Genomic DNA, 23,879 nt, shown 5'->3' with positions numbered 1-23,879 from the left:
AAGCGATGGTGCAACGCGGAAGAGAAGAAATTGTTCCTAGCGGGCGCTGTGGGACGGCGGGAGGAAACGCGGGAACTTTCGCCGAAGCCGACCAGTTTCCTTTCAATCACCCGAGGACCAAAGCCGATGCAGCGACAGCAATCGCCGGGACTTTTCAGGAAAACATGGGGCGCCAGTGTGCTTTCGGCGGACGCCGCGTACTTCAGATTGTGGGCACCCGACGAACGAGCGGTCCGGCTCATCCACAATGGCGCCGCTCATGACATGCAGTCGCTCGACGACGGATGGTTCGAGCATTCGCTGAAAGCGCGTGCCGGGGACCGATACTGTTTTCAGCTGTCCGACGGGTCGCTCGTTGCCGACCCGGCATCCTCGGCCCAGCAGGATGGTCCCTCCGGTCCTTCGGTCCTCGTCGATCAAGCGGCATATCGTTGGGAGAACACCTCATGGCGCGGCCGCCCGTGGGAAGAGGCCATCATCTCAGAACTGCATATCGGCACCTTCACGCCGGAGGGCACGTTCCGCGCGGCAAGCGAGCGCCTTGCCCACCTTGCCGACACCGGCATCACCACGATCGAGATAATGCCCATCGCCCAGGCCCCGGGCGCGCGCGGCTGGGGCTACGACGGCGTGCTGCACTTTGCGCCTCACTATGCCTATGGAACTCCGGACGACCTCAAGGCCCTCGTAGATCGGGCCCATTCGCTCGGGCTCATGGTGCTGCTCGATGTCGTCTACAATCACTTCGGCCCGGAAGGAAATGCCTTGCCGCGCTATGCGGCCGACTTCTTCAACAAGGATCGCGCGACTCCGTGGGGACCCTCGATTGCCTTCGAGCAGGACCCCGTCCGACGTTATTTCATCGAGAATGCGCTCTATTGGCTGGGCGATTTCCGCTTCGACGGGCTGCGCATCGACGCGACCGAGCAGATCAGGGATAGCCGCAAGCCGCACATCCTCGTTGAGATGGCGCGCGAGATCCACGAGACATTTCCCGAGCGCCACGTCCATCTCGTCGTCGAAGACGCGCACAGGCGCAGAAGCCTTATCGGGCGGGGACCGGAAGGGGCGGCAGAACTCTTCACCGCCTCGTGGAACGATGACCTCCACAACGCGCTGCATGTCGTGGCGACGGGAGAGACAAAAGGCCATTATCAGCCCTTTGCCGCAGAGCCCTGGCGGAAAATTCGCGAGGCCATGGCCGAAGGCTTTGCTCTGCCCGCCAAGGGCGTGGAGATTTCCTCGCACTGGACAGGCGACCAGGTGCCGCCCCAGGCCCGTGTCAATTTTCTGCAGAACCATGATCAGATCGGAAACCGCGCCTTCGGCGAACGCCTCGTCTCTCTCGTCGGAGCGGACATGATGCGGGTGCTGACGGCGACGCTGATGCTCGTTCCGCAAGTTCCGCTGCTCTTCATGGGCGAGGAATATGGCGAGACCCAGCCGTTTTGCTTCTTCGCCGACTACGAGGGCGAGATCGCCGCGGCCGTTCGCTCCGGACGCAAGGGAGAGGCCGAGAATTTCGGCGGCATGCCGCGCGGCAGGACCGCGGCCGATTTGCCCGATCCGCTCGATCTGCGGACGTTCGCCGCATCGAAATTGCAATGGGATCGTGCAGCAAGTCCTGCGGGCAGGCGGCATCTCGCTTTCGTCCGCGAGCTTGCCGACATCCGCCAGCGGAATATCGCGCCCCTGCTCAAGCGACCCGGTGTCCCCGGCCACCGTATACTTCCAACCGACGACGGGCTCGTCGCGGTCGACTGGTTGTTCGGGAGCGCCGTCTTGGCTTTGCGGATCAATCTCACCGACGAAGCAAGGCCCGTTCCCCCCTGCAGCGGCGAGCCGATCTTCACGACCATGGCGCCCGGTGACTGCTCTCTCACAGCGGGTGAACTGCCGGGACCGGGCGTCGTCGCCGCCGTCACCACGACCTAGTCGGTCGCCCAAGGCGCGACGGAACATGATTTCGATCCTGGGGTTAGAACGTCGACCCAGTCACGGCGACGGGCGTGCATGGAAGCGAGGAGCAAGGCTCGAAAACAAATGTCGCGAGTAGCAGCAAAAACGGGTCCGGCCCTTTCCGGCGAGCATGCCAAGGCGCGCTCCATTGCGGCCTTGCGGAAGCAGGCGGAAGGATGCGAACGCTGCGACCTCTACAAGAATGCGACACAGCTGGTCTTCGGCGAGGGCCCTCTTGACGCCCGCATCGTCCTCGTCGGCGAACAGCCCGGTGATCGAGAGGATCTGGCGGGGCATCCGTTCGTCGGCCCGGCCGGCCGGATCCTCGACGAATGCCTGCACGAGGCCGGCGTCGATCGCTCAAGTTGCTATCTCACCAATGCGGTCAAGCACTTCAAGTTCGAGCAGCGTGGCAAGCGGCGTTTGCATTCAAGGCCCAATGCGGGCGAGATCCAGCGTTGCTCCTGGTGGTTGGGTGCCGAGCTCGAACAGCTTCGACCGGACCTCGTCGTTGCGCTCGGCGCCACGGCGTTGGTCACGCTGCTCGGTCGGAGCGTCGGGGTTACGAGGAATCGCGGTGAACTGATCGACGCTCCGGCCGGCTATCCGGTCCTGGTAACGATCCATCCGTCCTATCTTCTCAGGATCCGGGACGGCGAGGATGCAGCTGCCCAGCGTGCGCGCTTCGTCGAGGATCTGGCGAAGGTCGCTGCCTATGAAGCGGATCACGGTGCACCCAGGCGGCGCCGTCTATGACGGCTGGTCAAGCTCCGGATAGTGCCGGAAAATCCCCGCCTCATTGAAGGAGAGTCTTCGATCAGAGGCGAGATAGCTGCGGATATTCGGGCGCTCGGCGACCGCGTCGTGCAGGGCGATCAAACCCGGGATGCTCGCTTCGTAGCTGCGCATCGCCTTCGGAAAGGCGTAGCGAAGCCCTTCGACGAGCTGGAAGAGCGAGAGATCGACATAGCTCAACCGGTCGCCGACAATATGTCCCCTTCCCTTTGGATTCTGGGCCTTTGGATTCTGGCCCTTTGGATTCTGGCGCAAGACCCGCTCGAAATAGCCGAGGAACTTCGGCAGGCGCTCCGATAGGAAATCGGAGGATCGCCGCAACGCCTCCGGCTTCTGGTCCTCATAGTAGAGTGATACGCCGATTGGGTGGTGCGTGTCGTGGATCTCGGCGACGAAATCGGTGATCGTCAGTTGCAGGCCGTTGGCAACGAAACGGAGGCCTTCCTCCTCGGGCGCCAGGCCGATCTTCGGGCCAAGGTAGAACAGGATATTGGCGACGTGGGGAATGAGAAGGTCGCCGTCTTTGAGAAATGGCGGCGCAAACGGGATATTCGCTCCCTCGCCGTCCATCAGCAGCTTCAGCATCGCCGTCGTGCCCCCCTCCTGCCCATCGGGATCGCGGGCGACATCCACATAATCGGCTCCGGCTTCCTCGAGCGCGAGGCGAACGAACTCGCCGCGCCCAGGGATCCCGTCCCAGTAGTAAAGCTTGTAAGGCATTGAACGATCCCTCACTTGGGCCGGCGCCCGAAATCCTTCCGCAATTCGACCTTCGCCTCTTCGAGAACGTGCCTCTGCTTCCGGCTCAAGCCCGCACCCGCCCTATTGATATAGAACGTCAGCATCGACATGGCAGAGCGAAACGGACTCGACTTGCGCCGATCGCTCGCCTCGGCCGACCGTTTCAGCGAATGCGCAATCCTTGCCGGGTCGTCCGACTTGAAGACGCCCTCCTCGAGATCGAGCGCGTCACTGTTCTCGGTCACATCCTGCGACCATTTCGTCTTCTTGCTCTTCTTGCTCATAGCCGTTTCTCCTTGGTGACCTATCTCCAACGGAAGCGAACGGAAATCGTTCCGGGAGAGAGCCAATGCACGTCGATGACCTGATGTTTGCCGAAAGCGAGGGCATACCGAACAATCCGCACCTTCCTGTCCTCATCTATCACGACGCTGTCGACGCCAGCGGGGACGGTGCCACGCGCATCGAAGACAGGTTTCATGCCAATGGCTGGAGGGGTGTGTGGCGGGACGGCGTTTTCGACTTCCAGCACTATCATACGCGCGCCCACGAAGTTCTGGCCGTTGCAAGAGGCAAGGCGCGCCTCCTGATCGGCGGGCCGGCAGGCAAGGAGCTGGAAGTCATGGCGGGCGATGTTCTCGTGCTCCCCGCCGGCACCGGTCACTGTCGGATCGCCGCAAGCGCCGACTTCCTGGTCATCGGCGGCTATCCTCCCGGACAACACGCCGATATCCAGCGCGGGCCGGCAAGCGATGCGGATCGCCAGGCGATCACCTCGGTGCCGCTGCCCCGGCTCGATCCGGTCTTCGGCAACGATGGTCCGGTGGTGACACACTGGCTGGACGCGACGCGTTGAACGGCCTCAGATATCGATCAAGGCAACTCCGAGATCAGGATGGTGCTTCCGCCTGAGATGCGCGGGCGTTTCAGACAATGTCACCTCGAGGGTCGGTTTGACGATCCCTTCAAGAAAATGCCCGCCGCGCGTCGTCCCGTCACTAATCCCAAGCACCACATGGGCATGCAGGCTGCGCTTGCCATCCTCGCCGAGCGCAATGTCGCCGATGAGGCTTAGCACTTCGCATTGTTCGTCGATCGGCAGGCGGCGATAGTCTCGTTTTTCGAAATCGTACCAACCGACGACCGCCTTCTCGAACGCACCGATCGCCATCAGCGAGGCCGCGGTGATCTTCTGTGCTGCGGCGAACTCCGAAATGGCGGTGAGGGCTTCCTCCCCGGGGTCGAGAACGAGGAGGTATATCTCCTCTGATGTCTCTCTTGAAAGAAGTCTCCACCTCATAGGTCGATCCACATCTTGAGCGTTAGCGCAGCCAGACCGGCAGATCCGAAGCCTGGGCGCATTCGCCCGCACGGTCTTTCAAGCCAAGCGTTTCCCATGCGAATTTCTGCGCGGCGATTTGGGCCATTTCCTTGGTCGGATAGCAGTCCGGCAGCAAGTAGTCCCGGCCGCCGCACGACAGCAACGCCCGGTGGCTCAACAAGTCGAAATGAAGCTGCAGGTTTTCATCCGGTTGCATCGAACCCTCCCTCATGCGGCTTCAGCAAAAACGGCCGTTACGGGCGGAAGTTCCAGTTACCCGGCGAAAAGTCCTCAGTCTATCAAGCGGAGCGGGGAGGCCAGGCCATCCGGTGTCAAGATCGGCTCAAATGGGCGATCCGTGATCATGACCAGCGCCCCCATGTCCAACTCAGGGGCGCTCCAAGCACTGCCCGCACAGGCCCCGATGATCCGGTTGGCCATGTGATTGAGCCGTGGCTGCCATGGCCGTCGGTTCGTGGCGGCGCTTCTCGGTTGAACCGGCCGGACACCCCTTCGTCAACGAAGCGCGGCTATGACCGCGTCCGCGAGCGCTGCCGACGATGCGGGATTCTGGCCGGTCAGGAGGTTGCCGTCCTCGACGATGTAGACGTCCCAGTTCCGCCCTTGCTCAAAGATCGCGCCGGACTTGCGCAGCGTGTCGGCGAGCAGCCAAGGCGCATTCTCCGCGGTCCCGAACTCAATTTCCTCCTCATCGGTGAGGGAAGTCATCCTGCGCCCGGCGAAATGCCATTGGCCGTTCTCGTCCTTCGCCGCCAACAGCGCTGCCGGGCCGTGGCAGACCGCGGCGATGACCTTCTCTTCCCGATCGGCCGCGACCATCACGCGGCCCATATCCGGGTCCTTGTAGAGGTCCTCGACCGGACCGTGCCCGCCGGGAACGACGACGGCATCGTAGCGGCTCACGTCTACCTCAGCGAGGACCAGAGGCCTTTCCATTCGGTCGGAGTTTTCGTCGAGATAGTTGCGCATACGGTCCGCAAGTTCCCGCCCCACGATTGCGGGATCCAGGCTGCGCGCGTCCATCGTGGGGGCGATGCCGCCAGGACTGGCAATGTCGACCTGGAAACCAGTCTGGACGAACACCTCGTCCATCACGACGAATTCCTCGGCCCACACGCCGGTTTCGTAGATGGAGCCGTCCGCACGGGTCCACTTGTCCGCTACGGAAAGAACGATCAGGATATTGGGCATTTCTCTTCCTCCTTGCCTTGGTCGCTTAATCACTCGCCAAAATTCCCGGACCATTCCTGGACCGGTCAGCACAGTGTCGCTGCAAAGCACGCATCGATGTTGCCCGAAGCTCGCCGATTTTTGCCTGATTCTCCGGGCCAGCGGGCCGGCTGCGACCATCCAGCTCTGTTGGCACGACGAAAACGCGGTAAGCGCTGGCCAGGTAGAAGATCGTAAGGCTCCTGCCAACCCGGAACTGCCGTGAGCCGGTCCGGCCAGGCTCGGGCTTGCGGATAACTGCGCGCGAGATCGTAACCGATCTCGTCCTCGGGATAGGACAGGTAGGCGCGCATCGAGACCTCGGCGATCGTGACATCGGCGCGCGCAACGAACGACCGATCCCGAAACTGGTTTTAGAGAATTCCGAGAAGTCGTCGATACGGCGGCGAACGTAGCCGAGCACGGCTGGATCGGTGCGCTGAGCGTGCGCATGGAGCGATCGGCGGCCATGTAGCCGGACGGTTTCCGATTATCCCAGAAAAGCCACCGAAGCACGTCGAGGCGGGCGGCGGCCCCGCCGGCTCGTTGCTATGCCGCTGCTTCCAAGCCGCCTTTGGCGGCCTTGATATGCTTGACGGGCGACAGGCCGAACATCCTGCCATATTCGCGTGTGAATTGAGGCACGCTTTCATAGCCGACCGTGTAGGCGGCATGGCTGGCAGACGCGCCTTCCGCAAGCATCAGGCGCCGCGCTTCGATCAGGCGTAGTTGCTTCTGAAACTGCAGAGGCGACAGTGTCGTTATGGCCCGGAAATGCTGATGGAATGAGGAAGCGCTCATTCTGGCTGCTTCCGCAAGGCGTTCGACAGGCAACGGCTTTGCGTATTCCTCACGAATAAGCGCAACCGCGCGCGCGATGCGCTGTGCATGGCTTTCTTGACAGCCGAGTTGCCGGACCGCAGTTCCATGTCGCCCGGACAGGAGCCAATAGTGCATCTCGCGGATGAGTTGAGCTTGCAGCACTGGCACGGATTCGGGCCGCTCCAGGAGACGCATCAGACGGAGCGCGGTATCCGCGACCTCCTGATCGGTAGGATCAATGCGGAGGGGCACATTCTTCCCCTCCCGGGCGACCTTCATCTCCACCGACAGCTCCGCAATGACCGTCGGATCGAGATATAGCGCGAGCGAAAGATAGGGCTCGGTGGGGCTTGCACGGGCGATCCGGCTAACAGTCGGCACATCCGCAGTAATGAGCAAGGTTGCCCCGGCTTGGTGGGTGAAGGTCTGATCGCCCAGCGAAATCTGCTTAGTCCCCTGCACGACGAGGCACACAAGCGGGCGGTTGATGGCGTACTGAAGCTCGCTCTTCGTGGTTTGCCGAATAGTGATCAGACCCGGAATCGGTGTCCGGGCCAAGCCGGTCGGATCGGAATAGGCCTCCGTATGGCGGCGAACGGCTCTGAGAAGACTGTCGGTCATGACACGAGGTAATCACATCCGGATCGAAGCATAAAGCCCGTTTGGAGGCATAAGCAAAGATACCCGAAGTTTGAGCAATGTCGTTTCCGCTCGTATCGCGTTGGTGCGGTACGAAGCCTACGGCTCGCTACACTCTCATCGTCATCAGGTACAGAGGCAAGTCACCCTCCGACACGAAATGCGCATAGCAGCCGGCACGGTGCTCCGCTGCGGGCGAGCCCCTCCCTTCACCTTCCCGGCCGCGCCAACGAGCGCCGAGGCAATAAGTAATACTTAGTTTATCTCTTGCTTAATTAGACTTTAGTAGCATAGTCTGGTCTCCTTCGCTTTGGGAGGAGCACGATGGTTGAACGCATTGGAGCCGATGAGCTTTCCAAGAAAACTGCCACTAAAGTGTGGAATATTCACGTTTTTTGCCAGCAGCAACGTCTCTGCCAAGAAGAAGAGAAGCGTTTGACCAGCCTCTTTGGCGATTTCGCCACGGCGTCCGAGTTGCTTCACAATGTGAAGCGCGCACCGAGGTGGCGATATTAGCGGGAGCAAGCAATTGGGATCCTGCACTCATCTTTGGCCCGCGCCAACAATGCAATGGCAAGCTGCTCCGTACTGGCGCGGGCGACCTCGCCTTCCCTCACCTTTCCGGTCTCACAAGTGACCTCGCGATGTCGATGATGTCGTCACGGCCGGCGGCCGGGTCCTCCTTGTTCCAGGCGACCCCGGACCGATGCGGCATCGACGCCCCTCACCTTTCGGAGCTCGAAGTTGCGGTTCGGCATGCCTTCCGTCCATTCCGGCGCAAAGCCTGCCGCTTTCTGGCGTTGGCGGCGTGAGCGCGTGTTACTTTAGTGGGCGGTGGCGAGGTTGTCGGCGGTCGCATGCCATCCTGTGAACGAGCTTCGCATCAGTGCGATCAGGAAATAGAGCAAGCCAGAAATGATTGAGAGCAAGATGATCGTCGCGAAGAGGCCAGCCGCCTCGAAGGCGTTCATCTTCGCGATTGCGAGATGGCCGAGTCCCGCCGTGCCGGCAAGGAACTCACCGATGACCGCGCCGATCATGGAGAAGATGATTCCGACCTCCATGCCGGTCAGCACCGCGGGCATTGCGCTAGGCAGTTCGAGCACGATCAGCCGTTGCCACGACGTGGCGCCCAAGCTTTTCAGCACATCGCGATGGCCGGCCTCGATCGACTTAACGCCGAGCAGCGTATTGCTGAGAATTGGCAGGAATGCCAGCACCGCAGCGATCACGATTTTGGAGGTCATCCCGAAGCCGAACCAAAGGATGAATAGCGGCACCAGGACGATCTTGGGAACCACCTGTATGGCGATGATGATCGGCTGAAGCGCTCGCTCCAGCGGAGGCAGCTTGGCAAGCACGACGCCCAGCATGACGCCGATAAGAGCGGCGAACAGGAACCCTGCCACGGCTTCGTACAACGTCACGCCGAGATGATAGTAAGTAGACGGCTGCTGCAGCATTCTGATCAGTTCCACCGCAATATCCACTGGACGCGGCAGGATGAGCGGAGAGACATATCCACCCATCACATAGGCTTCCCACGACAAGAGCAGGACCGTAGAGATCAGGACCGTCAGGACCCAAGGCTTCTTGAGTGCATCCGACATCAGTGAATTTCTCCGAGTTTCTGGCGCAGGTAGCGCACGATTTCTTGGAATTCGGAGGTGCTTTGCAGGCTGACTGGACGCGGGCGGGGGAATCTCACATCCACGATCACGTCGATCTTGCCGGGCCTGGGGCTCATCAGCACCACGCGATCGCCTAGGAAAACAGCCTCAGAAATGGAATGGGTTACCATGACGGTGGTACAGCGGCGCTCCAGCCAGATGCGCTGCATCTCAAGGTTCATGTCGTCGCGCGTCATGGCGTCAAGCGCACCGAACGGCTCATCCATCAAGAGTACTTCCGGCTTGCGGATCAGCGCGCGCGCGATGGCCGCGCGCTGCCGCATGCCGCCCGAGAGCTCGCGAGGGTATCGCTTCTCAAATCCGGTCAAACCGACGAGCCCGGCGAGTTCTGCGGCCTTTGCACGCCGTTCCGTCTTGCCTACACCACTGAGTCGGAGCGGCAGCGCGATGTTGTCCTCTATCCGCAACCAGGGAAAAAGGTTGGCGTCCTGGAATGCTATGCCCAAGACGCCTTCCCGATGTTCGGACTTGCCGCCGATTTCCATGAAGCCGGACGTATGCGTCTCAAGTCCGCCGATCGTGCGCAACAAAGTCGTCTTTCCGCAACCGGACGGCCCGAGGAGAGACACGAACTCGCCCTCCTCAATCGAAAGATTGATGCCGGAAAGTGCGTTCGTGGTGCCGGAAGAGGTCTTAAAAACCTTCTCGACATCGCGAAGCACGATTTTAGGCGGCTGCTTCGCAGCGACGATCCACCCACCCGAAGCCTGCCGTTCGTTCCGACGGGTAGCGAATTCAGACACGGAAAGCCTTTTCCACGAGAGCGTTGGTATAGAAGTCGTCGTCCGATTTCTCGCCCAAAACGCCGATCTTTCGGGCGGCATCGAGACCACTCGCCCATTTCTCGGAATTATTGAACAGAAGCCGATCCCGACCATCGATCAACCAATTGCTGACGTTCTCCTTGATGACGGCCGATGCAGTCTTCTCGTCATCGATGCCATGCAGCCCCAAGGTCCGCAGCGTCTCAAGGGTGTTCTTGTAACCCTCGTCATCAAGGATGTCTTCGATCCCCGCGCGGACGCCTTTGAGGAAGGCGACAAGCTCCTCCCCGCTGTTTGCGATGTCGTCGTCCATCGCCACATAGACCTGGCCTGGCAGCGGCATGAACGATGTGAGGTTCAACGCGGTCACCTCCGCTCCCGTCGCCCGCGCCCTATTGATTGACTCGGCGTTGCCGATAAAGCCCTTGAGACGCTCGGCCTGGACCAGCGCGAATGACCCCGCGTTGTCCGCGCTCGTCTGGCGCGTCACGTCGGAATCGGCCAGACCGCCTGCCGCAAGCATCGCCTTGAGCATGAGGTCAGTGGGATCGTTCGGCGAGGTAATGCCGATCGAAGCGCCTTTCAGGTCCGCGGGGCCATTGATGGGATTGGTGCTGGCGCTCACGATGAACAGCGGTGAATCATGGGCAAGCGTCGCGATTGCCCGGCACGCGACTCCCTTCTCGACCGAGGTTGCCATGACGATACCGGCGGTGCGTCCGATCTTGATCTGACCGGACATCAACTGTTGCATCGGCTGAATCCCGTTCGCGCCGGGAATGATGTCCACCTCGAGGCCTTCAGCCTTGAAATGGCCGTTTGCATTGGCGATCAGCACCTCGGCAAAGGATAGTGCAAACGGCGCGGGGGTCATGTAGCTGATACGGCCGGATCCCGCGGCGAGCGCGAAGCCAGCGCTCCTTAGGCCGACGCACGCGGCGGCGGCGAGCGCAAGTCCGCCTCGCAACACGGCTCGCCGGTTAACTCGGCCGCCGGCAAGCGATTGTTCAGGGCTAACTATGCTGGACATCGAAATCTCCTCCCACGAAACATGACGTCGATTTCTGCGACCGACCAGGCACCCATACATGCTTGCAATCATAATGGTCGGCAAGCATACGCATCGAGGGCCGTGTCGAAAACTGCAGGCGCGTGCAACATGATGCGCTTGCCCGCGGCACAGTTGCGGCCGCTGTCTAGGCCGCCGAAGAGTCAGCCATCGTGCGCAAACGCGGCATAACTTCGGATGCGAAGAGATGCAACGATCCGTTCATTTCATCTGCCGTTAGATCACCGAACGCCAGTTGCAGGGAGCAGAAATTGGCGCCGCTGGCGGCGAGGTCGCCCGCCAGGAAGTCCGCAACGTCGCGCGGCGTGCCGGCAATACCCCGGCCCACGGCCATCAGTTCCAGAAAATCATTCTCAAGGCCGCTGACGCGATTCTGCACACCGTGGCGGCGCGTCACGTGGCGGAAGGAATGGAGGAAGGCGCTATAGGCACGCTGTACGGTCTCGATCGCCTGTTCGCGTGTCGGAGCCACATAGACTGCCCGGTTGAGGCCGATATGCGGAAGAGGCTCGGTCGGCCGCACTTCCCTCAAGGTCGTTCGGAAGGCGGCGATATATTGCGCCGAGTTTTTCGAAGGCTGGTTGCAGACTATGTTAAAACCGGCGCGCGCCGCCCGCTCGGCGCTCTCCACCGAATGAACGCCATACCAACGCGGGGGCATGGGCTTCTGGAGGGACTCGAGTGCAAGTTGAAGGCTGCCGAACTTGAAATGCTTCCCGTCGAACTCGAGGCGCTTCTCGCGCAGGCCGCCGGTGATGACTTCGAGGGCCTCCGAATAGATCTCCTGCGCCTCGCTGGGATCGACACCAAAGTAAGTAAGCTCGAACGGGACTGAGCCGCGACCGAAGCCGATATCGAGACGGCCGCAGCTCAACTGGTCGAGCAGGCAAATCTCCTCTATCAGCCGGATCGGATGATGGGTGGGGAGCGAATAGACCATGGTCCCGAGCCGGATCGACTTCGTACGTTGAATGAGCGCCGACAAGACGACGCTCGGCGAGCCCGAACCGCCCAGAGGGGTGCAGTGATGTTCGGTGACGTGATACGCGTAGAAGCCTGAGCGCTCCAGCGCCTCGACGAAGCGGATCCGGTTCTCGTAATGCTCCGCCAGCGGCAGCTTGCTGCTGATGTCGAGATGATCGAGGACGCCAAATTCCATCGCAATAACCCCATTGACCACTTGCGCAAACAGAAGACCGGAGCGGCTTCGACGCATGTCCGACCGGATCGGAAGTTTGCTGTTTCCGTGCTCCAATCTTTAGCCAGCGGGCTCAGGACGGCTATCTCGAGCCTGCAAGCGACTGCGATCCAGCGCAACAAAGCTGGCCGATGATGCGTCTTCCGAGGATATCCACCGTTTCATTCGGCGTCGCGCCATAGGCGAAGCCGATCAATGGGGCTGAAACAAAAGACCGGACCGCTTTACGCGATCCAGTCCTAGGCAAACCGGTAGCTGCGGTGCTTCTTCCGAGAGCGCCGCGCGTCTTATCAGACGCGCGCTGGACGCCGTAGCGCTTTGAATTGCTACGATTTAAGGAAATATGGCTAGGCGGCGGTGCGCGTCGGGACAGGTGCTCGCAGGCCCTTCTTTTCCAATAGCGGCATGACGTCCCTGCTGAACTGCTCGATGCCGCTGATCGGATCGACCCAGCTCATCAACACGCCGTCGATCCCTGCATCTGCAAGTTCTGTCAGCGTCTCGGCAATATCCGCCGGTGAGCCGATGACAGGCAAACCGCCGGGACCCGCCCCGAGATTTCTGCGGTAGCTGATTGCTTCAGCACCTTCCAGCGGCCGGTTGCGCAGCTTCAGGATCGCCTCGACATGCTCCACATCGGCATTGTCGACGGCATAGTTCTCTAGATAGCGCTGGGCTTCCTCGTAGCTGTTCCGTTGCACGACATAGCCCTGGATCCAGATCTGGATATCGCGGCCATGGGTCTCCTTGACGTAACTGCGGTAGGCGGCCGCCTGAGCCTTCATTCGTTCATGGCTCTCGGTCCGGATGAAGGCGATGTCGCAATGCTTGCCGACGAACTGCTTGCCCTGATCCGATCCGCCGGCATTCATCATCAGCGGCCTCGGCTGCTGCAGCGGCTTCGGATCAGACCACGCCTCGTCGATCGCCAGGTAGTTTCCCTTGAAGCTCGCCGGCTTGTCTCCCGCCCACAGCAGCTTGAGTATCTGCGCCCATTCGTCGGCATAGGCATAACGGCCCTCGTTGCCGATATCCTCGTGGCCGAATATACGCATGTCCTCCGGCACCCAGCCACACACGACATTGAGGGCGAAGCGGCCCCGCGTAACATGGTCGATCGTCGCCATTGCCTTGGCTGCATAGACCGGATGCATGTGCATGACATGGACGGTGCTCATGATGGAACTGTAGCTCGTGGCGGCGCCCACTGCGGCCGCCCAGGTCAGAGTCTCGAAGGTCTGGGCGCTCTGATGGCGAAAGTCCGGGGTCTCGCTGGCCCAGCGCGAATAGGGCACGATCGCTTCGAAACCGGCGGCGTCCGCACGGCGAACAGCGGCAAGGACATTGTCCCAACTCAGCCGATAACGCTCCGGCACCAGGGTTCGCGCCCCGCTGTTCCCGTTCAGATGGAAGACGCCGAGCTTCAGTTTGTTGGAATTGGTCAACGGATTCGTTTGCATGGCTGTCGCAGGCTCCCCCTCATGGCATTCCGTCGGCAGTTTAGCAGCCTCTCGCCCGAGAGCGATAGGGACAACGACCAAAGCGCGGATTCATTGCCACCACTGTGCAAATGTCCTCCTCAACGGAAGCGTTTACGCCTTGCGGCGCTGTTCTGGCATGCGCCGGGCTGCAAGAACCTGCCTGGCTGTGCAATGCTCTTTGCTGACTGCGCATCACCGCTTTGGCCTTCGTCGGCGAAACCCCGATAGTCGCGCCAGTTCAACGAGCGAGATCGGACGGTCATGCATCACTCCTGGCACAATTATGATGTCGCCGCCGCGACCCCGGGCATAGCCGCCATCCAGGCGGAGTTGGCCCGGAGAAGCGCGGCCATACTCACCTTGCCTCAGGCGATCCCCGAGCTTCGGTACGCCGAAGGCGACAGAGGCATCATGGCGGTGATGCCCGCCGCCTGCGGGGCCACGCGCCCCATCGTCGCTTTCGTGCATGGCGGCGGTTGGGCCAGCGGTTGTCCGCGAGAACGATTCCATCCGGCTTCGGCCTTCGCGGATGCCGGCTGCGTGTGGGCGGCAATCGGATATCCCTTGCGCCCCACGGCGACTATGGTCGAGATGATTTCGGCAGTGAGAGCAGCGATCGACCACCTGCGCAACAACGCCGACTCTGTTGGCGGCGATCCGGGCCGGATTCACCTTGTCGGCCATTCCGCTGGCGCGATGTTGGCCGCGGCCGCTGCCTGCATTCCCGGAACCGCCAAGATGTTATCCGGGCTGACGCTGATCAGCGGCGTGCTCGACCTGCGGCCGCTGCTTGTGAACGACAGCCCCTACGACCTCGGCTTGACGGGCAGCGAGGCGGAGGCGCTCAGTCCGCTCCCCGGGCGGCTACCCGACACGCCGATGGTCATTGCGCTCGCCGACGGCGACCCTCCCGGCATGAAAGCCCAGATGCTGGCGCTTCACCTGTCGCGCCCCGCCGGAGGCTCCAGACTGGTTTATCGCCACGGCCGCAACCATCTGTCGATCCTGAACGATCTGACCGATCCGGACAGCATTCTGTTCCAGGCGATCCTGGAACAGGCGACGCGTTCGGCGGCGCATCCGGGTTGACGTCCCCGATGCTCTCGAGGCGCGGCTCGATGCAGGGGTCGTGCTGGTGCTGCAATGGATTGTCCGCGCGGCCCGGTTTGCGATTGGCGCTACCGAAAGGCTTGTCTAGCGTTGTCCGAAATTAGCCTTGGGAACAGGAGACGAACTGATGACTGATCGCGCGCGTCCTTTCATTCTTGGCATAGGTGGCACGCCCAAGCCGAGGTCATCTTCGGAGAAAGCACTTGAAATCAGTCTGGCGGCGGCAGCCGGAGAGGGAGCCGAGACGTTGCTGATCGGCGGTGACGACCTGATCATGCCGATGTACACCGCCGCCGGTAATACGTGGACTGCCGAGGTGACCAACCTTCTTGCGGCCATGCGCCGGGCCGATGGCGTCATCATTTCCTCGCCCGCCTATCACGGTTCGATCTCGGGTCTGCTGAAGAACGCCCTGGATTACACCGAGGAGATGCGTACCGACGAACGACCCTATTTCGACGGCAAGCCGGTCGGACTGATCAGCTGTGCTGCCGGCTGGCAGGGGGCGGGCCAGACGCTCCAGGCGCTTCGTTCGATCGTTCATGCCTTGCGCGGATGGCCGACACCTCTCGGCGCGGTGATCAACACGTCGCTACCGGTCTTTGACAGCGAGGGCGAGGTCGTGGACATGGCGGCAAAGTTCCAGCTGGAGACGGTCGGGAGACAGGTCATGCAATTCTGCCGGTGGCAGCAGCGGTCGGACTTTCAGCCGGCCATAGCCGTCTAGCGCAATCAGGCACTGAGGTCACTGTTTCAATGAAACAATGAGACGATCCACAGCGCCGCGCGCCTAATCGGAGGCGCAAGGGACGCTGTGGCACTTGACTTGCTGCATTCTCATGGGTGGTCGCCTGGCCGACAACTCTGGCTGCGGAGCCTTGTCGGCAGCTGCAGACGGATGGTTTGCAGGTCAGCAGGCTCCGGCGCGGCGTAGCGTGAGCTGCGGGCTTTCCCCAAACAGGGACTTGTAATCCCTAGAAAACTGGCTGGCATTACAATAGCCGTAGCGGCTGGCAATTTCAGATACCGTCCGTGGGCCCATCGAGGACTCCAAGAGATCGCTGCGCGCCTTGTTCAGACGCATGCGCTTGAGGAGCTTCATCGGCGTCATGTGGCGGTACTGCTTGAAGCCGTAATAGATCGTCCGGGGGCTGACGCCGGCGACCTCGGCCAGATCTTCGATTGTTACGTCGTCGGCCAGATGACAGATAAGGTGGCTCTCCGCGCGCCGGACGTAATAAGGCGCGATTGCGCTACGATCTCCATTCACATGGTCCGAGTGATTGTGGGGCAGCGAACGCAGCAGGATATGAAGAAGCGTCGATTGTGCCGGGCCTGCAACGAGGGGATCGGAGAAGATCGGTGCGCCCGTGGCGGCATCGCGCACGATGGATTCCACGAACTTGATGAGCGTCGGCGCCTGCTCGGCCTTCATCAGCGTCAGCGGCTGGAATCGGATCGTCTGATCCGCATCAAGCCCGTATTCCATGACCAGCAGGCGGTTCAGGGTTTCGAGCGGTAGCCCGACGTTGATGAGCTCGCTTCGGCCCTGCCAGGTCCGTTGTATCTCCCCAGCAGAGCCGACAACGAGGATGTCGCCGGTCTGGACTTCAACCGTGCGCATGCGCTGCTGGGCGGAAAACGAACCGGCAAGCGGGATGTAGAGGGCAAGATCCTGTCCGGCCGATCGCTCCGTCCGCGTCCGGCATTCTTTCGGCCAGTCATAATGAAAGTACTGCAAACTGATGCGGCCGAGCCGCAGGTTGGCGCCCGAATAGAAGGAGTTCTCGTCCGTCGAGTCGGCAAAGAAGCGGCAGCGGCCATTGGTCAGTATGCGCAGATGCTCCTGTGCGGTCTGCCATCCTCCCCGACGGGCATTGCGCAGCGACTGCAGTCCTTCGGCGCAGACATTCGACAATGCGGCGGTGCCCGCCAGACGATTACTTCCCGCTATGGCCAGCGACACGAATACCTCCCTGAATTCGTCGTCTAGCTCTGCGTAAGGCGGTCATCCTTCTCCTCGGTTGATACCGCAACAGAGCAGGTGAACTGTAAAAACCCGGACCCACGCCAACAAGAACGAAATTCCATTGTGAGCGGAAGGTTTTTCCTTTAGCTTGAGTGAAAAGGTGTTCCCCGGTGAAACTTCGTCAGCTCGAATTCTTCGTCCGCGCCATCGAGATGGGCAGCTTCACGCTTGCGGCTGACGCCATGCACATTTCACAGCCGACGCTCGGGCAACAGATTCGCGATCTGGAAGACGAGATCGGCATGAAACTGCTTGAGCGCGGTGCGCGAGGCGTGAAACCTACAGCCGCGGGAAAGATCCTGCTCGTCAACGCCCAGGACATTCTCGCGCGCGTGGAGAAGGCGAAGGCCGCCATGGCGGCGCTCCGCGCCGAGGCGAGAGCGAAGATCCGGTTTGGTTTTCCGCCGACGCCGGGCCGGTTGCTCGTCCCCGAGTTGATGGTGCGACTCGACGAAACCCATGGCATTCAGCTGCAACCGCATTCCGCAATGACCGACGATCTGATCACTCTGGTCATCGATGGGGCGATCGATGCCGCTCTATGCTACGATACCGATATCGCGCATGGTCTTGAGGAGGTGGCGCTGGTCGAAGAACCGATGTTCCTCGTCGGCGCGCCATCGATTGTCAAACCGGAAGAGGGCGACGTACCCTTTCGGGACCTATCCTCCTTTCCGCTCGTGCTGGACGGCCAGATCCGGAACACACGGCAGCGCATCGAGGAAACAGCAAGGCAGCACGATGTGCGGCTCAACGTCAGTTTCGAGGCCGAGGCCATAGAGCTACGCCGTGAGCTTATGCGCTTGCGACGACGATGCACCGTGGTGCCGATCGGTGCGTTCTTCGATGCGATCACCGCCGGCGAGCTTGCCGCGCGCCGTATCGTCGATCCTGAGGTCACTCGAACGCTGCGCTTGGTGACCCGACGCGATTTCGACGCGGATATGCGCTCGATGATTCTCGAAGCACTGGGGGTTATCGTCGCCGGAAACATTGCGGGCGCGCAATATGCCTGGCGCGAGGTACAACAGTTCCGCCGACCAGTTGTTCGCGATCGCTAGATCGTGACTGGGAACATTCTTCTCGCTAAGGGAGCCGGGCACGCGGGCGGACCGTGACCCCGCACGCCCGGCGGCTACCATGGCGGAAGGAGAGGACCATCATCGTAGGGTGGTAAGATACTGGGACGCGCCCCCGGAGAAGAAATCCAGCGTGAAGCCGATCAAACGGCCGAAAACGACCACGCCGATCCACAGCGACAGCGACAAGGCTGCAGCGATCTTGGCCGGAGCGGGCAGGCTGACATCGCGGTCCCACTGGGCAACCGACCTGAAAGTGATCAACTCAAACACCAGCATATTGATGCCGGCCAGGACCATCAGCCCCATTTTGATCAGAAACGCACGGTTGTTGTAGTAGGTTTCAGCATTGCTGACGAACATCAGCGCACCCGAAATGACCGCGAGCACAAAGGCCGCCCAGACCCAGGGCAGGGTATCGCGGCTCACTGCCGTCACTGCACGCGTCCCGGAGGTCAGCCCAAGCAAACGCAGATCCATGATTGCAATCACGCCGACCACCAACGATATCGCAATAACATGGACGGATTCGATGGTCGGGAACATCCAGCCGGAGATTTGAATGGCCTGGGCAACCGAACTTTGACCCAGCCAGGAAATAAAATTCTGCATGATGTAATTCCTTCGGACCTGCGGATCACGCGTTGACGTAGCCGATCCACCGGCCGCCAAAAACGATGCCGAGCCAGACAAGCAGGCTCAGGACGGCATAGCCCCTGATCCGTGTTTTGTTGGCGGCATTCTCCCAAAATCCCGGATCCATCCGGGCATAGCCTTGAAAGCGCAAGGTCAGCACCAGGGCAACGAGCAGCAGTGCCATCTTGATCCAGAACGCAACGTTCCACAGCGAACGGACCGGCTCAGCCACAATCAGCAAAGTGCCCGTAACCGCCAGTATGGGAAGGCCCCACCACAGCCAGGGCAGATACCGATGCGCTACCTGGGGGATGCTCAGTCCGCTTCCGCTCAGCCCCAGAAGGCGCGTATTGAGCATCAGCAGCGACGACAGCACAACCGCGATCGCCAGAATATGAATCGATTGTACAGCCGGGACAAACCACCATCCCTGGACCTGCAACCACTGACTGATTGCCGTTTGCGCAATCCACTCAGCGAATGTGAGCATTTTCCTCTCCTTGAATTACCGTCCTTTGCCTCTCCCTAGGACGGCCGGTGACCACGCGACAAGGTCAAAAACCCCGGCCCGAAATGACTGCAGGCCGAGGTTATTCTCAAGAATTACTTCTTGGCACTATTGTATTTCAGCAGCAGAAGTTCCGGAGTAGCACTTTCCACGTAGCAGATATATTCATCATGAACTGCTTCTGCGTCGGTCTTGGCGCGGCTCCACCAGATATGGTGCTTGATTGGCTTGCTATAGGTCTTCGGATCGGTGATCGTTTCCAGCATGTGGAGGGTGTTGCCATCCTCGCTCAGCCAGTATTCTTCGGTGAACTCCGTGCCGTCATCATAGGTGAGGCCCGGCTGCTCAAGCCAGGAACCGTTGAGGCCTGTGGTCTTGACGAAGAACGTGTCCGGCTTGCCGTCGCCGCTGCGATCCTGCCATTCGCCGTTCGAAGCACCCCACTGACCACGCACTTCCTGATTCGGCTGAATCTTGAAGTCGCCGACGTAGGCCCGGCGGATGATGCTGTACTGTTCGTTCAGGAAGACTACCTTCTGGTGACGAGCGCCTTCCTCGGTGCGCACGATTTCCAGCTTGTAGGGCGAGGATACGATGCGGGCACCGCCTGAAGGAATACACCTGTTCGCCGGATTCGTGCTCATGTCACGATTCACGAATTCCATGTACTTTTCTTTGCTTGCAAAGTCCTCCGGCTTGATGCGGTCAGTCGGACGCAGTTCGCGTGGCTCACGCCCATCGGGTGCAATGGTGCGCCAGTTCGCCACCCATTCAGCAAAGATGTTCGGCAGGCCATCGGCCGTGCGCGGAATCTTGGTGCTTTCGAGGGTTTCCTTTGACGGAGGAATCTGCACCCAAAATGGCTGGGGCACCTTCTTGTCCAATTTACTTTCGTGTCGGACAACTTTCTTCTCAGGTGCAGCAGCATCGGCAGCGTGTGCGCCACCAGCCATCATTACTACTGCAAGAGCTGCACCAAATGTAAACTTCAAGCTTTTCACGTTCATTTGTCCTCCCAAAAGGTCACGACCAGCCATCAAGCTTCAGGTTCATTCTTGTAGACGTCCGCGCCGTCCTTCTGAATCAGGCGCACGAATACGCGATTGCTGCCGTCACGCGACTTCTGTGCGTTGATCTTGATGTTGGTGCCGACGGGCAGCTTTGCCTTGGTCAGGCCGGCGCGCTGAAGGCCCAGAACGCTGCTCATCTCGCCAACCCAGAAAGCGCCCGCAGCATCCTGAATGACCAGCTGGCCATGCGGATTCACGTAAAGGAACTCCACAACCTTTCCTTCGACATCCACGCGCTCGTCGGTGTAGAAGGCGCCGGTCGAATGGTGTGCAGTTGCTGGGATGACAGCTGCGGTGGACAGGACCGTCGCAGCCACCAGGGTAACAACAGATTTCTTCAGCATTGTAACTCCTCCTTGAGTTGTAGATCGCCCGTGAGCAGTAAACTCTCGTCACAGCCGGCGATCAAATTCCTTCTGACACGCGAAATTCACGCTGCTGGTTATTCCGCCGCCGTCTTCTCTGCGTGTTATTTCCCTTGGCCAGGCCGACGAGTTGCCGACCGGCAAGCGCCGTCACCGGGTCACGAAGTGGAACCGACAACTTTCTCGATTGCGGTTTTGCCGCAAAGCTCGTCTTCGGCCGAAGCCATCCCCGAAACACCAATGGCGCCCAGAAGCGTCTTGTCGGCCGCTCGGATCGCCGCGCCCCCTTGCAGGCCCAACCGGTTGAACGTCAGCACCTGAAGATCCGGCGGGTTCTTCGTCAGCCGGTCCATATCGGCGCCGCTGAGGCTGCCGGTCTGGCGGGCAGTTTCCGCCTTGCCGAGGGCATAGGCTCCGGTTTGTGCCGTCGCGCCATCGGTGCGCTCGTAGTACATCAGCGCTCCACCGGCATCGACCACCGCCACGGCGATGTCGCGGTCCGGACGGGCTTCCTTGGCCCAGGCAAAGCAGGCGCCGGCCAAGGCCTTGGCACCACTTGCGGTTAGTGCCGGGCGGCTGACCACCGCATCCTGTGCGGCAGACGCACCGGCACTCAGCGCCAGCGCAAAAGCCGCAATCAAACAGTTCATTTTCATGCTAAAGGTCCCCTTCTCCCATCCCGGGAAGACTTTATCGAGGTTGTCCGCAGGTATTTTTCATAGAGATAAGCAAGCACTGCGGACATTTGCGGGAGTAACTACTTCATCAGAATACACGTTGTGTAAAATGATAAATTGCGTTCCCCGTATAACCTTATAATTACTTCGAACTTCTCGTATATACGCACAGATCTACGCGGCGTCGCTGACAAGTCAAGCGACGCTGAATAGCATAGCAAGCGCCGGCAAAGCCGGCATTTACGGCTTAATGCAGCCCACCCACTCCGAGCAGGGTTTCCACCGTGTGCTCGTCCTGCGAAAGCTCCTTCGGCGTTCCCGACCAAGCCATCCGGCCGCGCTCGAGGATGATCACCTCATCTGCGAAGTCCAACGCACTCTGGATGCGCTGCTCGACCAGCAAAATCGTCATCTCCCCCGAGGCCGCCAGCTTGCCGAAGGCTTCCATCAGCTCTTCGCAGATGACCGGGGCGAGGCCTTCCAACGGCTCGTCCAGCAACAACACCGAAGGCTGCCCCAGAATCGTCCGCGCCGTCGTCAGCATCTGCTGCTCGCCCCCCGAAAGCTGCGAACCCAGGTTGCGGCGTCGCTCCTTCAGTCGCGGGAACATTGCATACGCTTCTTCGATCGCCGATTTCGGTCGAGCCTTCAGACCAACAAACAGATTCTCCTCGACCGTCAGCGTCGGAAAGATGTCACGCGACTGCGGCACATAACCCAGACCCTTCAAGGCACGGGTGGCGCTGTCGGCCCCTTCGATATTCTCGCCGTTCATTTGAATAGCGCCGCCATAACGGCGTGTCTGGCCTGCGAGGGTGGCAAACAGCGTCGATTTGCCCATGCCGTTGCGCCCAAGAATGCCCAGCCTTTTCCCGGCGGAGACGGAAAAAGAAATATCCTCCAGGACGCGCGTTGGGCCGTAACCCGCGCAGAGGCCGGAAATCTCAAGCGACGCAGCTGTCATCGGCATAGCTCCCCAAATAGGCCTGGCGGACGCGGTTGTCCTTGGTAACATCCCCAGGCAGGCCGTCGAAGATGATCTCGCCCGCAGCCAGAACGACCACGCGCTTGGCGAAGCGGAACACCAGGTCCATGTCGTGCTCGATCATCAACACGGCCAGATCCGAAGGCAGATCGGCAATCGCCCGTTCGATCCGCGCGGTATCGCTTTGCGGCACCCCGGCAGCCGGTTCATCCAGCAAAAGCACTTTCGGTTTCAGCGCAAGCGCCAGAGCGAGTTCCAGCAGTCGTTGCTGGCCGTAGGCGATCTCACTCACACGACGGCCCGCAAGCTGTGCGATCCCGAGGCGCGACAGGAGCGAATACACCTCTTCCATCACGTCGGGCATGGCGCGATGGCTGGAAAACATGCGGCCAGAACGCGATTCCCTTTGCAGGATCGCCAGAGCCACATGTTCCTCGGGCGTCATTTCGGAAAACAGCCGCGTTACCTGAAACGATCGTACCAAGCCCAGACGCACCCGTTCAGTCGGACCGAGCTGGCTCACATCGGCCCCGGCCATATGAACGCTGCCGGAACTGGGTTTCAGGTTTCCCGTCACCAGATTGACAAAGGTGGTTTTGCCGGCGCCGTTCGGTCCGATCAGCGCCACGCGATCTCCCGATTTCATCACCAGCGACACATCGTTTGTAACCGCCAGGCCGCCGAAGGTCTTTTTCAGGTTCCGGACCTCGAAAATCGCACTCATGCCTGTTTCCTCGCCCGGCGCTCAAGATAGGCTGCTGTCGAGCCGTAAAGACCCTTCGGAGCAAACAACACGACCGCAATCAACAGAGCGCCGACAATGGTAAGCCAATGGAAAGGATTGGCGGCCGAAACGACATCTTCGAACCATATGAAAGCCAGCGTCCCCGCCAATGCCCCGTAAAGTGAGCCCGTGCCACCCAGAACCAGCATGACCAGTGCCTCGGCGGAAAGCGTGAAGGAGAGGCTGTCGAGGCCTACCACCTGAGTAGAGATCGCATTCAGCGCACCACCTGCACCGGCCACTGCCCCCGAAATCGCGTACATCCTGATCAGCGTTCCATGAACGGAAGCGCCCATGGCCCGCACACGGACTGGATCCTGCTTGATGCCGCGGCACAGCATCCCGAAAGGCGAGCGCACCAGCTGGCGCAGCACCAGAAAAACGACGACCAGGATGACGATGCCAAAAGCATAGGCAGTGCGGCCCCACAGATCGAACTGATACACGCCGAAGATCGCATCTGGCGTGATTCCGGAAAGGCCGTCGCTGCCCCCTGTCCAGCCGGACGCCTTGTTTGCCGCTTCGTGAGCGAGATGAACGAGCGCAATCGACAGGACGAGTTGAGGAAGACCGTGGGCGCGCAGGACGACAAATCCCGAGAGCAGCCCGGCGACGGCTCCGGCCGCGACCCCGATCAGCAACATGACGATGGGATCGGTGATTCCGAAATGGACAGCGGCAATCCCTGCGCCATAAGTCCCGGCGCCGAACAGCGCCGCCTGCCCAAGCGTTGCCACGCCGCAATAGCCGGTAACCAAGTCGATGGAAAGCACCAGCAGCGCGATCGCAGTAACTCGCGTCAGCAGCGCTAGGTTATTGGGAAAAAGGAAATATCCGCAGACTGCGACGGCGATGATGGCAATGGCACCTATGGCGTCCCGATTGAGGCGGGCGCGGCGATCGCCGACGTGGTTAACAAGGCTCAT

Annotated in this window: 26 protein-coding genes and 2 pseudogenes; 7 read left to right on the top strand and 21 right to left on the bottom strand. The window is 60.7% G+C overall.

All coding sequences use genetic code 11. From position 1 onward, the window contains the following. Window positions 1-126 precede the first annotated feature (126 nt). Both treZ and FKV68_RS26665 read left to right on the top strand, forming a co-directional pair. Window positions 127-1,935, top strand: a complete 1,809-nt coding sequence (gene treZ / locus FKV68_RS26670; RefSeq protein WP_180943523.1) for a malto-oligosyltrehalose trehalohydrolase — start codon at window positions 127-129, stop codon at window positions 1,933-1,935. 69 nt (window positions 1,936-2,004) lie between these two features. After that, a pseudogene (locus tag FKV68_RS26665) lies at window positions 2,005-2,715 on the top strand (UdgX family uracil-DNA binding protein); the annotation flags it as partial. Here FKV68_RS26665 and FKV68_RS26660 read toward each other — a convergent pair. Next, window positions 2,710-3,474 carry a glutathione S-transferase gene (locus FKV68_RS26660; protein WP_180943521.1) on the bottom strand — a complete coding sequence of 255 codons (765 nt, stop codon included), beginning with the start codon at window positions 3,472-3,474 and terminating at the stop codon, window positions 2,710-2,712. The pseudogene FKV68_RS26665 and the gene FKV68_RS26660 overlap by 6 nt on opposite strands. An 11-nt stretch (window positions 3,475-3,485) precedes the next feature. After that, complete coding sequence (locus FKV68_RS26655; protein ID WP_180943520.1) at window positions 3,486-3,779, bottom strand: DUF3175 domain-containing protein; 294 nt, start codon at window positions 3,777-3,779, stop codon at window positions 3,486-3,488. A gap of 65 nt (window positions 3,780-3,844) precedes the next feature. On the opposite strand from FKV68_RS26655, the gene FKV68_RS26650 reads away from it, so the two are divergent. Then, complete coding sequence (locus FKV68_RS26650) at window positions 3,845-4,351, top strand: cupin domain-containing protein (RefSeq protein WP_180943519.1); 507 nt, start codon at window positions 3,845-3,847, stop codon at window positions 4,349-4,351. 6 nt (window positions 4,352-4,357) lie between these two features. Here the strand turns inward: FKV68_RS26650 and FKV68_RS26645 are convergent, their stop codons facing one another. From FKV68_RS26645 to FKV68_RS26630, 4 genes are all read right to left on the bottom strand, one after another. Next, entirely contained in the window at window positions 4,358-4,795 is a 438-nt protein-coding gene (locus tag FKV68_RS26645) for a PPC domain-containing DNA-binding protein (RefSeq protein WP_180943518.1), read from the bottom strand. Window positions 4,796-4,817: 22 nt separating this feature from the next. Further along, the gene (locus FKV68_RS26640) at window positions 4,818-5,033 is read right to left on the bottom strand and encodes a hypothetical protein (RefSeq protein ID WP_180943517.1); all 216 of its coding nucleotides are present in this window, start codon (window positions 5,031-5,033) and stop codon (window positions 4,818-4,820) included. A 299-nt stretch (window positions 5,034-5,332) separates the two neighbouring features. Then, complete coding sequence (locus FKV68_RS26635) at window positions 5,333-6,028, bottom strand: type 1 glutamine amidotransferase domain-containing protein (protein WP_180943516.1); 696 nt, start codon at window positions 6,026-6,028, stop codon at window positions 5,333-5,335. Between the two features lie 567 nt (window positions 6,029-6,595). Continuing rightward, window positions 6,596-7,489, bottom strand: a complete 894-nt coding sequence (locus tag FKV68_RS26630) for an AraC family transcriptional regulator (RefSeq protein WP_180943515.1) — start codon at window positions 7,487-7,489, stop codon at window positions 6,596-6,598. A gap of 342 nt (window positions 7,490-7,831) precedes the next feature. Here FKV68_RS26630 and FKV68_RS26625 point away from each other — a divergent pair, with 342 nt between their 5' ends. Next, window positions 7,832-8,023, top strand: a complete 192-nt coding sequence (locus FKV68_RS26625; protein ID WP_180943514.1) for a hypothetical protein — start codon at window positions 7,832-7,834, stop codon at window positions 8,021-8,023. A gap of 97 nt (window positions 8,024-8,120) precedes the next feature. On the opposite strand, the pseudogene FKV68_RS26620 reads toward FKV68_RS26625, so the two are convergent. The 6 genes and pseudogenes from FKV68_RS26620 to FKV68_RS26595 form a co-directional block, all read right to left on the bottom strand. Continuing rightward, a pseudogene (locus tag FKV68_RS26620) lies at window positions 8,121-8,292 on the bottom strand (LysR family transcriptional regulator); the annotation flags it as partial. Between the two features lie 39 nt (window positions 8,293-8,331). Next, on the bottom strand, window positions 8,332-9,117 hold the full coding sequence (locus FKV68_RS26615; protein WP_180943513.1) for an ABC transporter permease: 786 nt from the start codon (window positions 9,115-9,117) through the stop codon (window positions 8,332-8,334). Further along, entirely contained in the window at window positions 9,117-9,860 is a 744-nt protein-coding gene (locus FKV68_RS26610) for an ABC transporter ATP-binding protein (protein ID WP_345799330.1), read from the bottom strand. The genes FKV68_RS26615 and FKV68_RS26610 overlap by 1 nt, the downstream gene beginning before the upstream one ends. A 73-nt stretch (window positions 9,861-9,933) precedes the next feature. Further along, window positions 9,934-10,992 (bottom strand): ABC transporter substrate-binding protein, encoded by a 1,059-nt coding sequence (locus tag FKV68_RS26605; RefSeq protein WP_180943512.1) that lies wholly within the window; start codon window positions 10,990-10,992, stop codon window positions 9,934-9,936. A gap of 166 nt (window positions 10,993-11,158) precedes the next feature. Beyond that, the gene (locus tag FKV68_RS26600; protein ID WP_180943511.1) at window positions 11,159-12,190 is read right to left on the bottom strand and encodes an LLM class flavin-dependent oxidoreductase; all 1,032 of its coding nucleotides are present in this window, start codon (window positions 12,188-12,190) and stop codon (window positions 11,159-11,161) included. A 386-nt stretch (window positions 12,191-12,576) separates the two neighbouring features. After that, on the bottom strand, window positions 12,577-13,689 hold the full coding sequence (locus FKV68_RS26595) for an LLM class flavin-dependent oxidoreductase (protein ID WP_180943510.1): 1,113 nt from the start codon (window positions 13,687-13,689) through the stop codon (window positions 12,577-12,579). Between the two features lie 282 nt (window positions 13,690-13,971). On the opposite strand from FKV68_RS26595, the gene FKV68_RS26590 reads away from it, so the two are divergent. Both FKV68_RS26590 and FKV68_RS26585 read left to right on the top strand, forming a co-directional pair. Then, window positions 13,972-14,799: an alpha/beta hydrolase gene (locus tag FKV68_RS26590; RefSeq protein WP_180943509.1), complete on the top strand. Its 828-nt coding sequence runs from the start codon at window positions 13,972-13,974 to the stop codon at window positions 14,797-14,799. 148 nt (window positions 14,800-14,947) lie between these two features. Further along, a complete protein-coding gene (locus tag FKV68_RS26585) occupies window positions 14,948-15,547 on the top strand; it encodes an NADPH-dependent FMN reductase (RefSeq protein ID WP_180943508.1) in 600 nt (199 codons plus the stop codon). Between the two features lie 183 nt (window positions 15,548-15,730). Here the strand turns inward: FKV68_RS26585 and FKV68_RS26580 are convergent, their stop codons facing one another. Next, window positions 15,731-16,786 (bottom strand): AraC family transcriptional regulator, encoded by a 1,056-nt coding sequence (locus FKV68_RS26580; RefSeq protein WP_180943507.1) that lies wholly within the window; start codon window positions 16,784-16,786, stop codon window positions 15,731-15,733. A gap of 173 nt (window positions 16,787-16,959) precedes the next feature. Here FKV68_RS26580 and FKV68_RS26575 point away from each other — a divergent pair, with 173 nt between their 5' ends. After that, the gene (locus FKV68_RS26575; RefSeq protein ID WP_180943506.1) at window positions 16,960-17,910 is read left to right on the top strand and encodes a LysR family transcriptional regulator; all 951 of its coding nucleotides are present in this window, start codon (window positions 16,960-16,962) and stop codon (window positions 17,908-17,910) included. Window positions 17,911-18,009: 99 nt separating this feature from the next. Here the strand turns inward: FKV68_RS26575 and FKV68_RS26570 are convergent, their stop codons facing one another. The 8 genes from FKV68_RS26570 to FKV68_RS26535 form a co-directional block, all read right to left on the bottom strand. Beyond that, window positions 18,010-18,540 (bottom strand): DUF6644 family protein, encoded by a 531-nt coding sequence (locus FKV68_RS26570; protein ID WP_180943505.1) that lies wholly within the window; start codon window positions 18,538-18,540, stop codon window positions 18,010-18,012. A gap of 25 nt (window positions 18,541-18,565) precedes the next feature. Beyond that, window positions 18,566-19,054 (bottom strand): DUF6644 family protein, encoded by a 489-nt coding sequence (locus FKV68_RS26565; protein ID WP_180943504.1) that lies wholly within the window; start codon window positions 19,052-19,054, stop codon window positions 18,566-18,568. Window positions 19,055-19,167: 113 nt separating this feature from the next. Continuing rightward, entirely contained in the window at window positions 19,168-20,079 is a 912-nt protein-coding gene (locus tag FKV68_RS26560; RefSeq protein WP_180943503.1) for a hypothetical protein, read from the bottom strand. Between the two features lie 29 nt (window positions 20,080-20,108). Then, window positions 20,109-20,486, bottom strand: a complete 378-nt coding sequence (locus tag FKV68_RS26555) for a DUF6152 family protein (RefSeq protein ID WP_180943502.1) — start codon at window positions 20,484-20,486, stop codon at window positions 20,109-20,111. Between the two features lie 179 nt (window positions 20,487-20,665). After that, window positions 20,666-21,163: a GlcG/HbpS family heme-binding protein gene (locus FKV68_RS26550; RefSeq protein WP_180943501.1), complete on the bottom strand. Its 498-nt coding sequence runs from the start codon at window positions 21,161-21,163 to the stop codon at window positions 20,666-20,668. Window positions 21,164-21,431: 268 nt separating this feature from the next. Beyond that, window positions 21,432-22,148, bottom strand: a complete 717-nt coding sequence (locus FKV68_RS26545; protein WP_180943500.1) for an ABC transporter ATP-binding protein — start codon at window positions 22,146-22,148, stop codon at window positions 21,432-21,434. Further along, the gene (locus FKV68_RS26540) at window positions 22,129-22,893 is read right to left on the bottom strand and encodes an ABC transporter ATP-binding protein (protein ID WP_180943499.1); all 765 of its coding nucleotides are present in this window, start codon (window positions 22,891-22,893) and stop codon (window positions 22,129-22,131) included. Before FKV68_RS26540 ends, FKV68_RS26545 begins: the two co-directional genes overlap by 20 nt. Further along, complete coding sequence (locus FKV68_RS26535) at window positions 22,890-23,879, bottom strand: branched-chain amino acid ABC transporter permease (protein WP_180943498.1); 990 nt, start codon at window positions 23,877-23,879, stop codon at window positions 22,890-22,892. Before FKV68_RS26535 ends, FKV68_RS26540 begins: the two co-directional genes overlap by 4 nt.

This window comes from Sinorhizobium mexicanum (assembly GCF_013488225.1).
Classification (GTDB): domain Bacteria; phylum Pseudomonadota; class Alphaproteobacteria; order Rhizobiales; family Rhizobiaceae; genus Sinorhizobium; species Sinorhizobium mexicanum.
The sequence above is the reverse complement of the archived record's forward strand: the minus strand, read 5'-3'. Positions and strand labels throughout refer to the sequence as shown.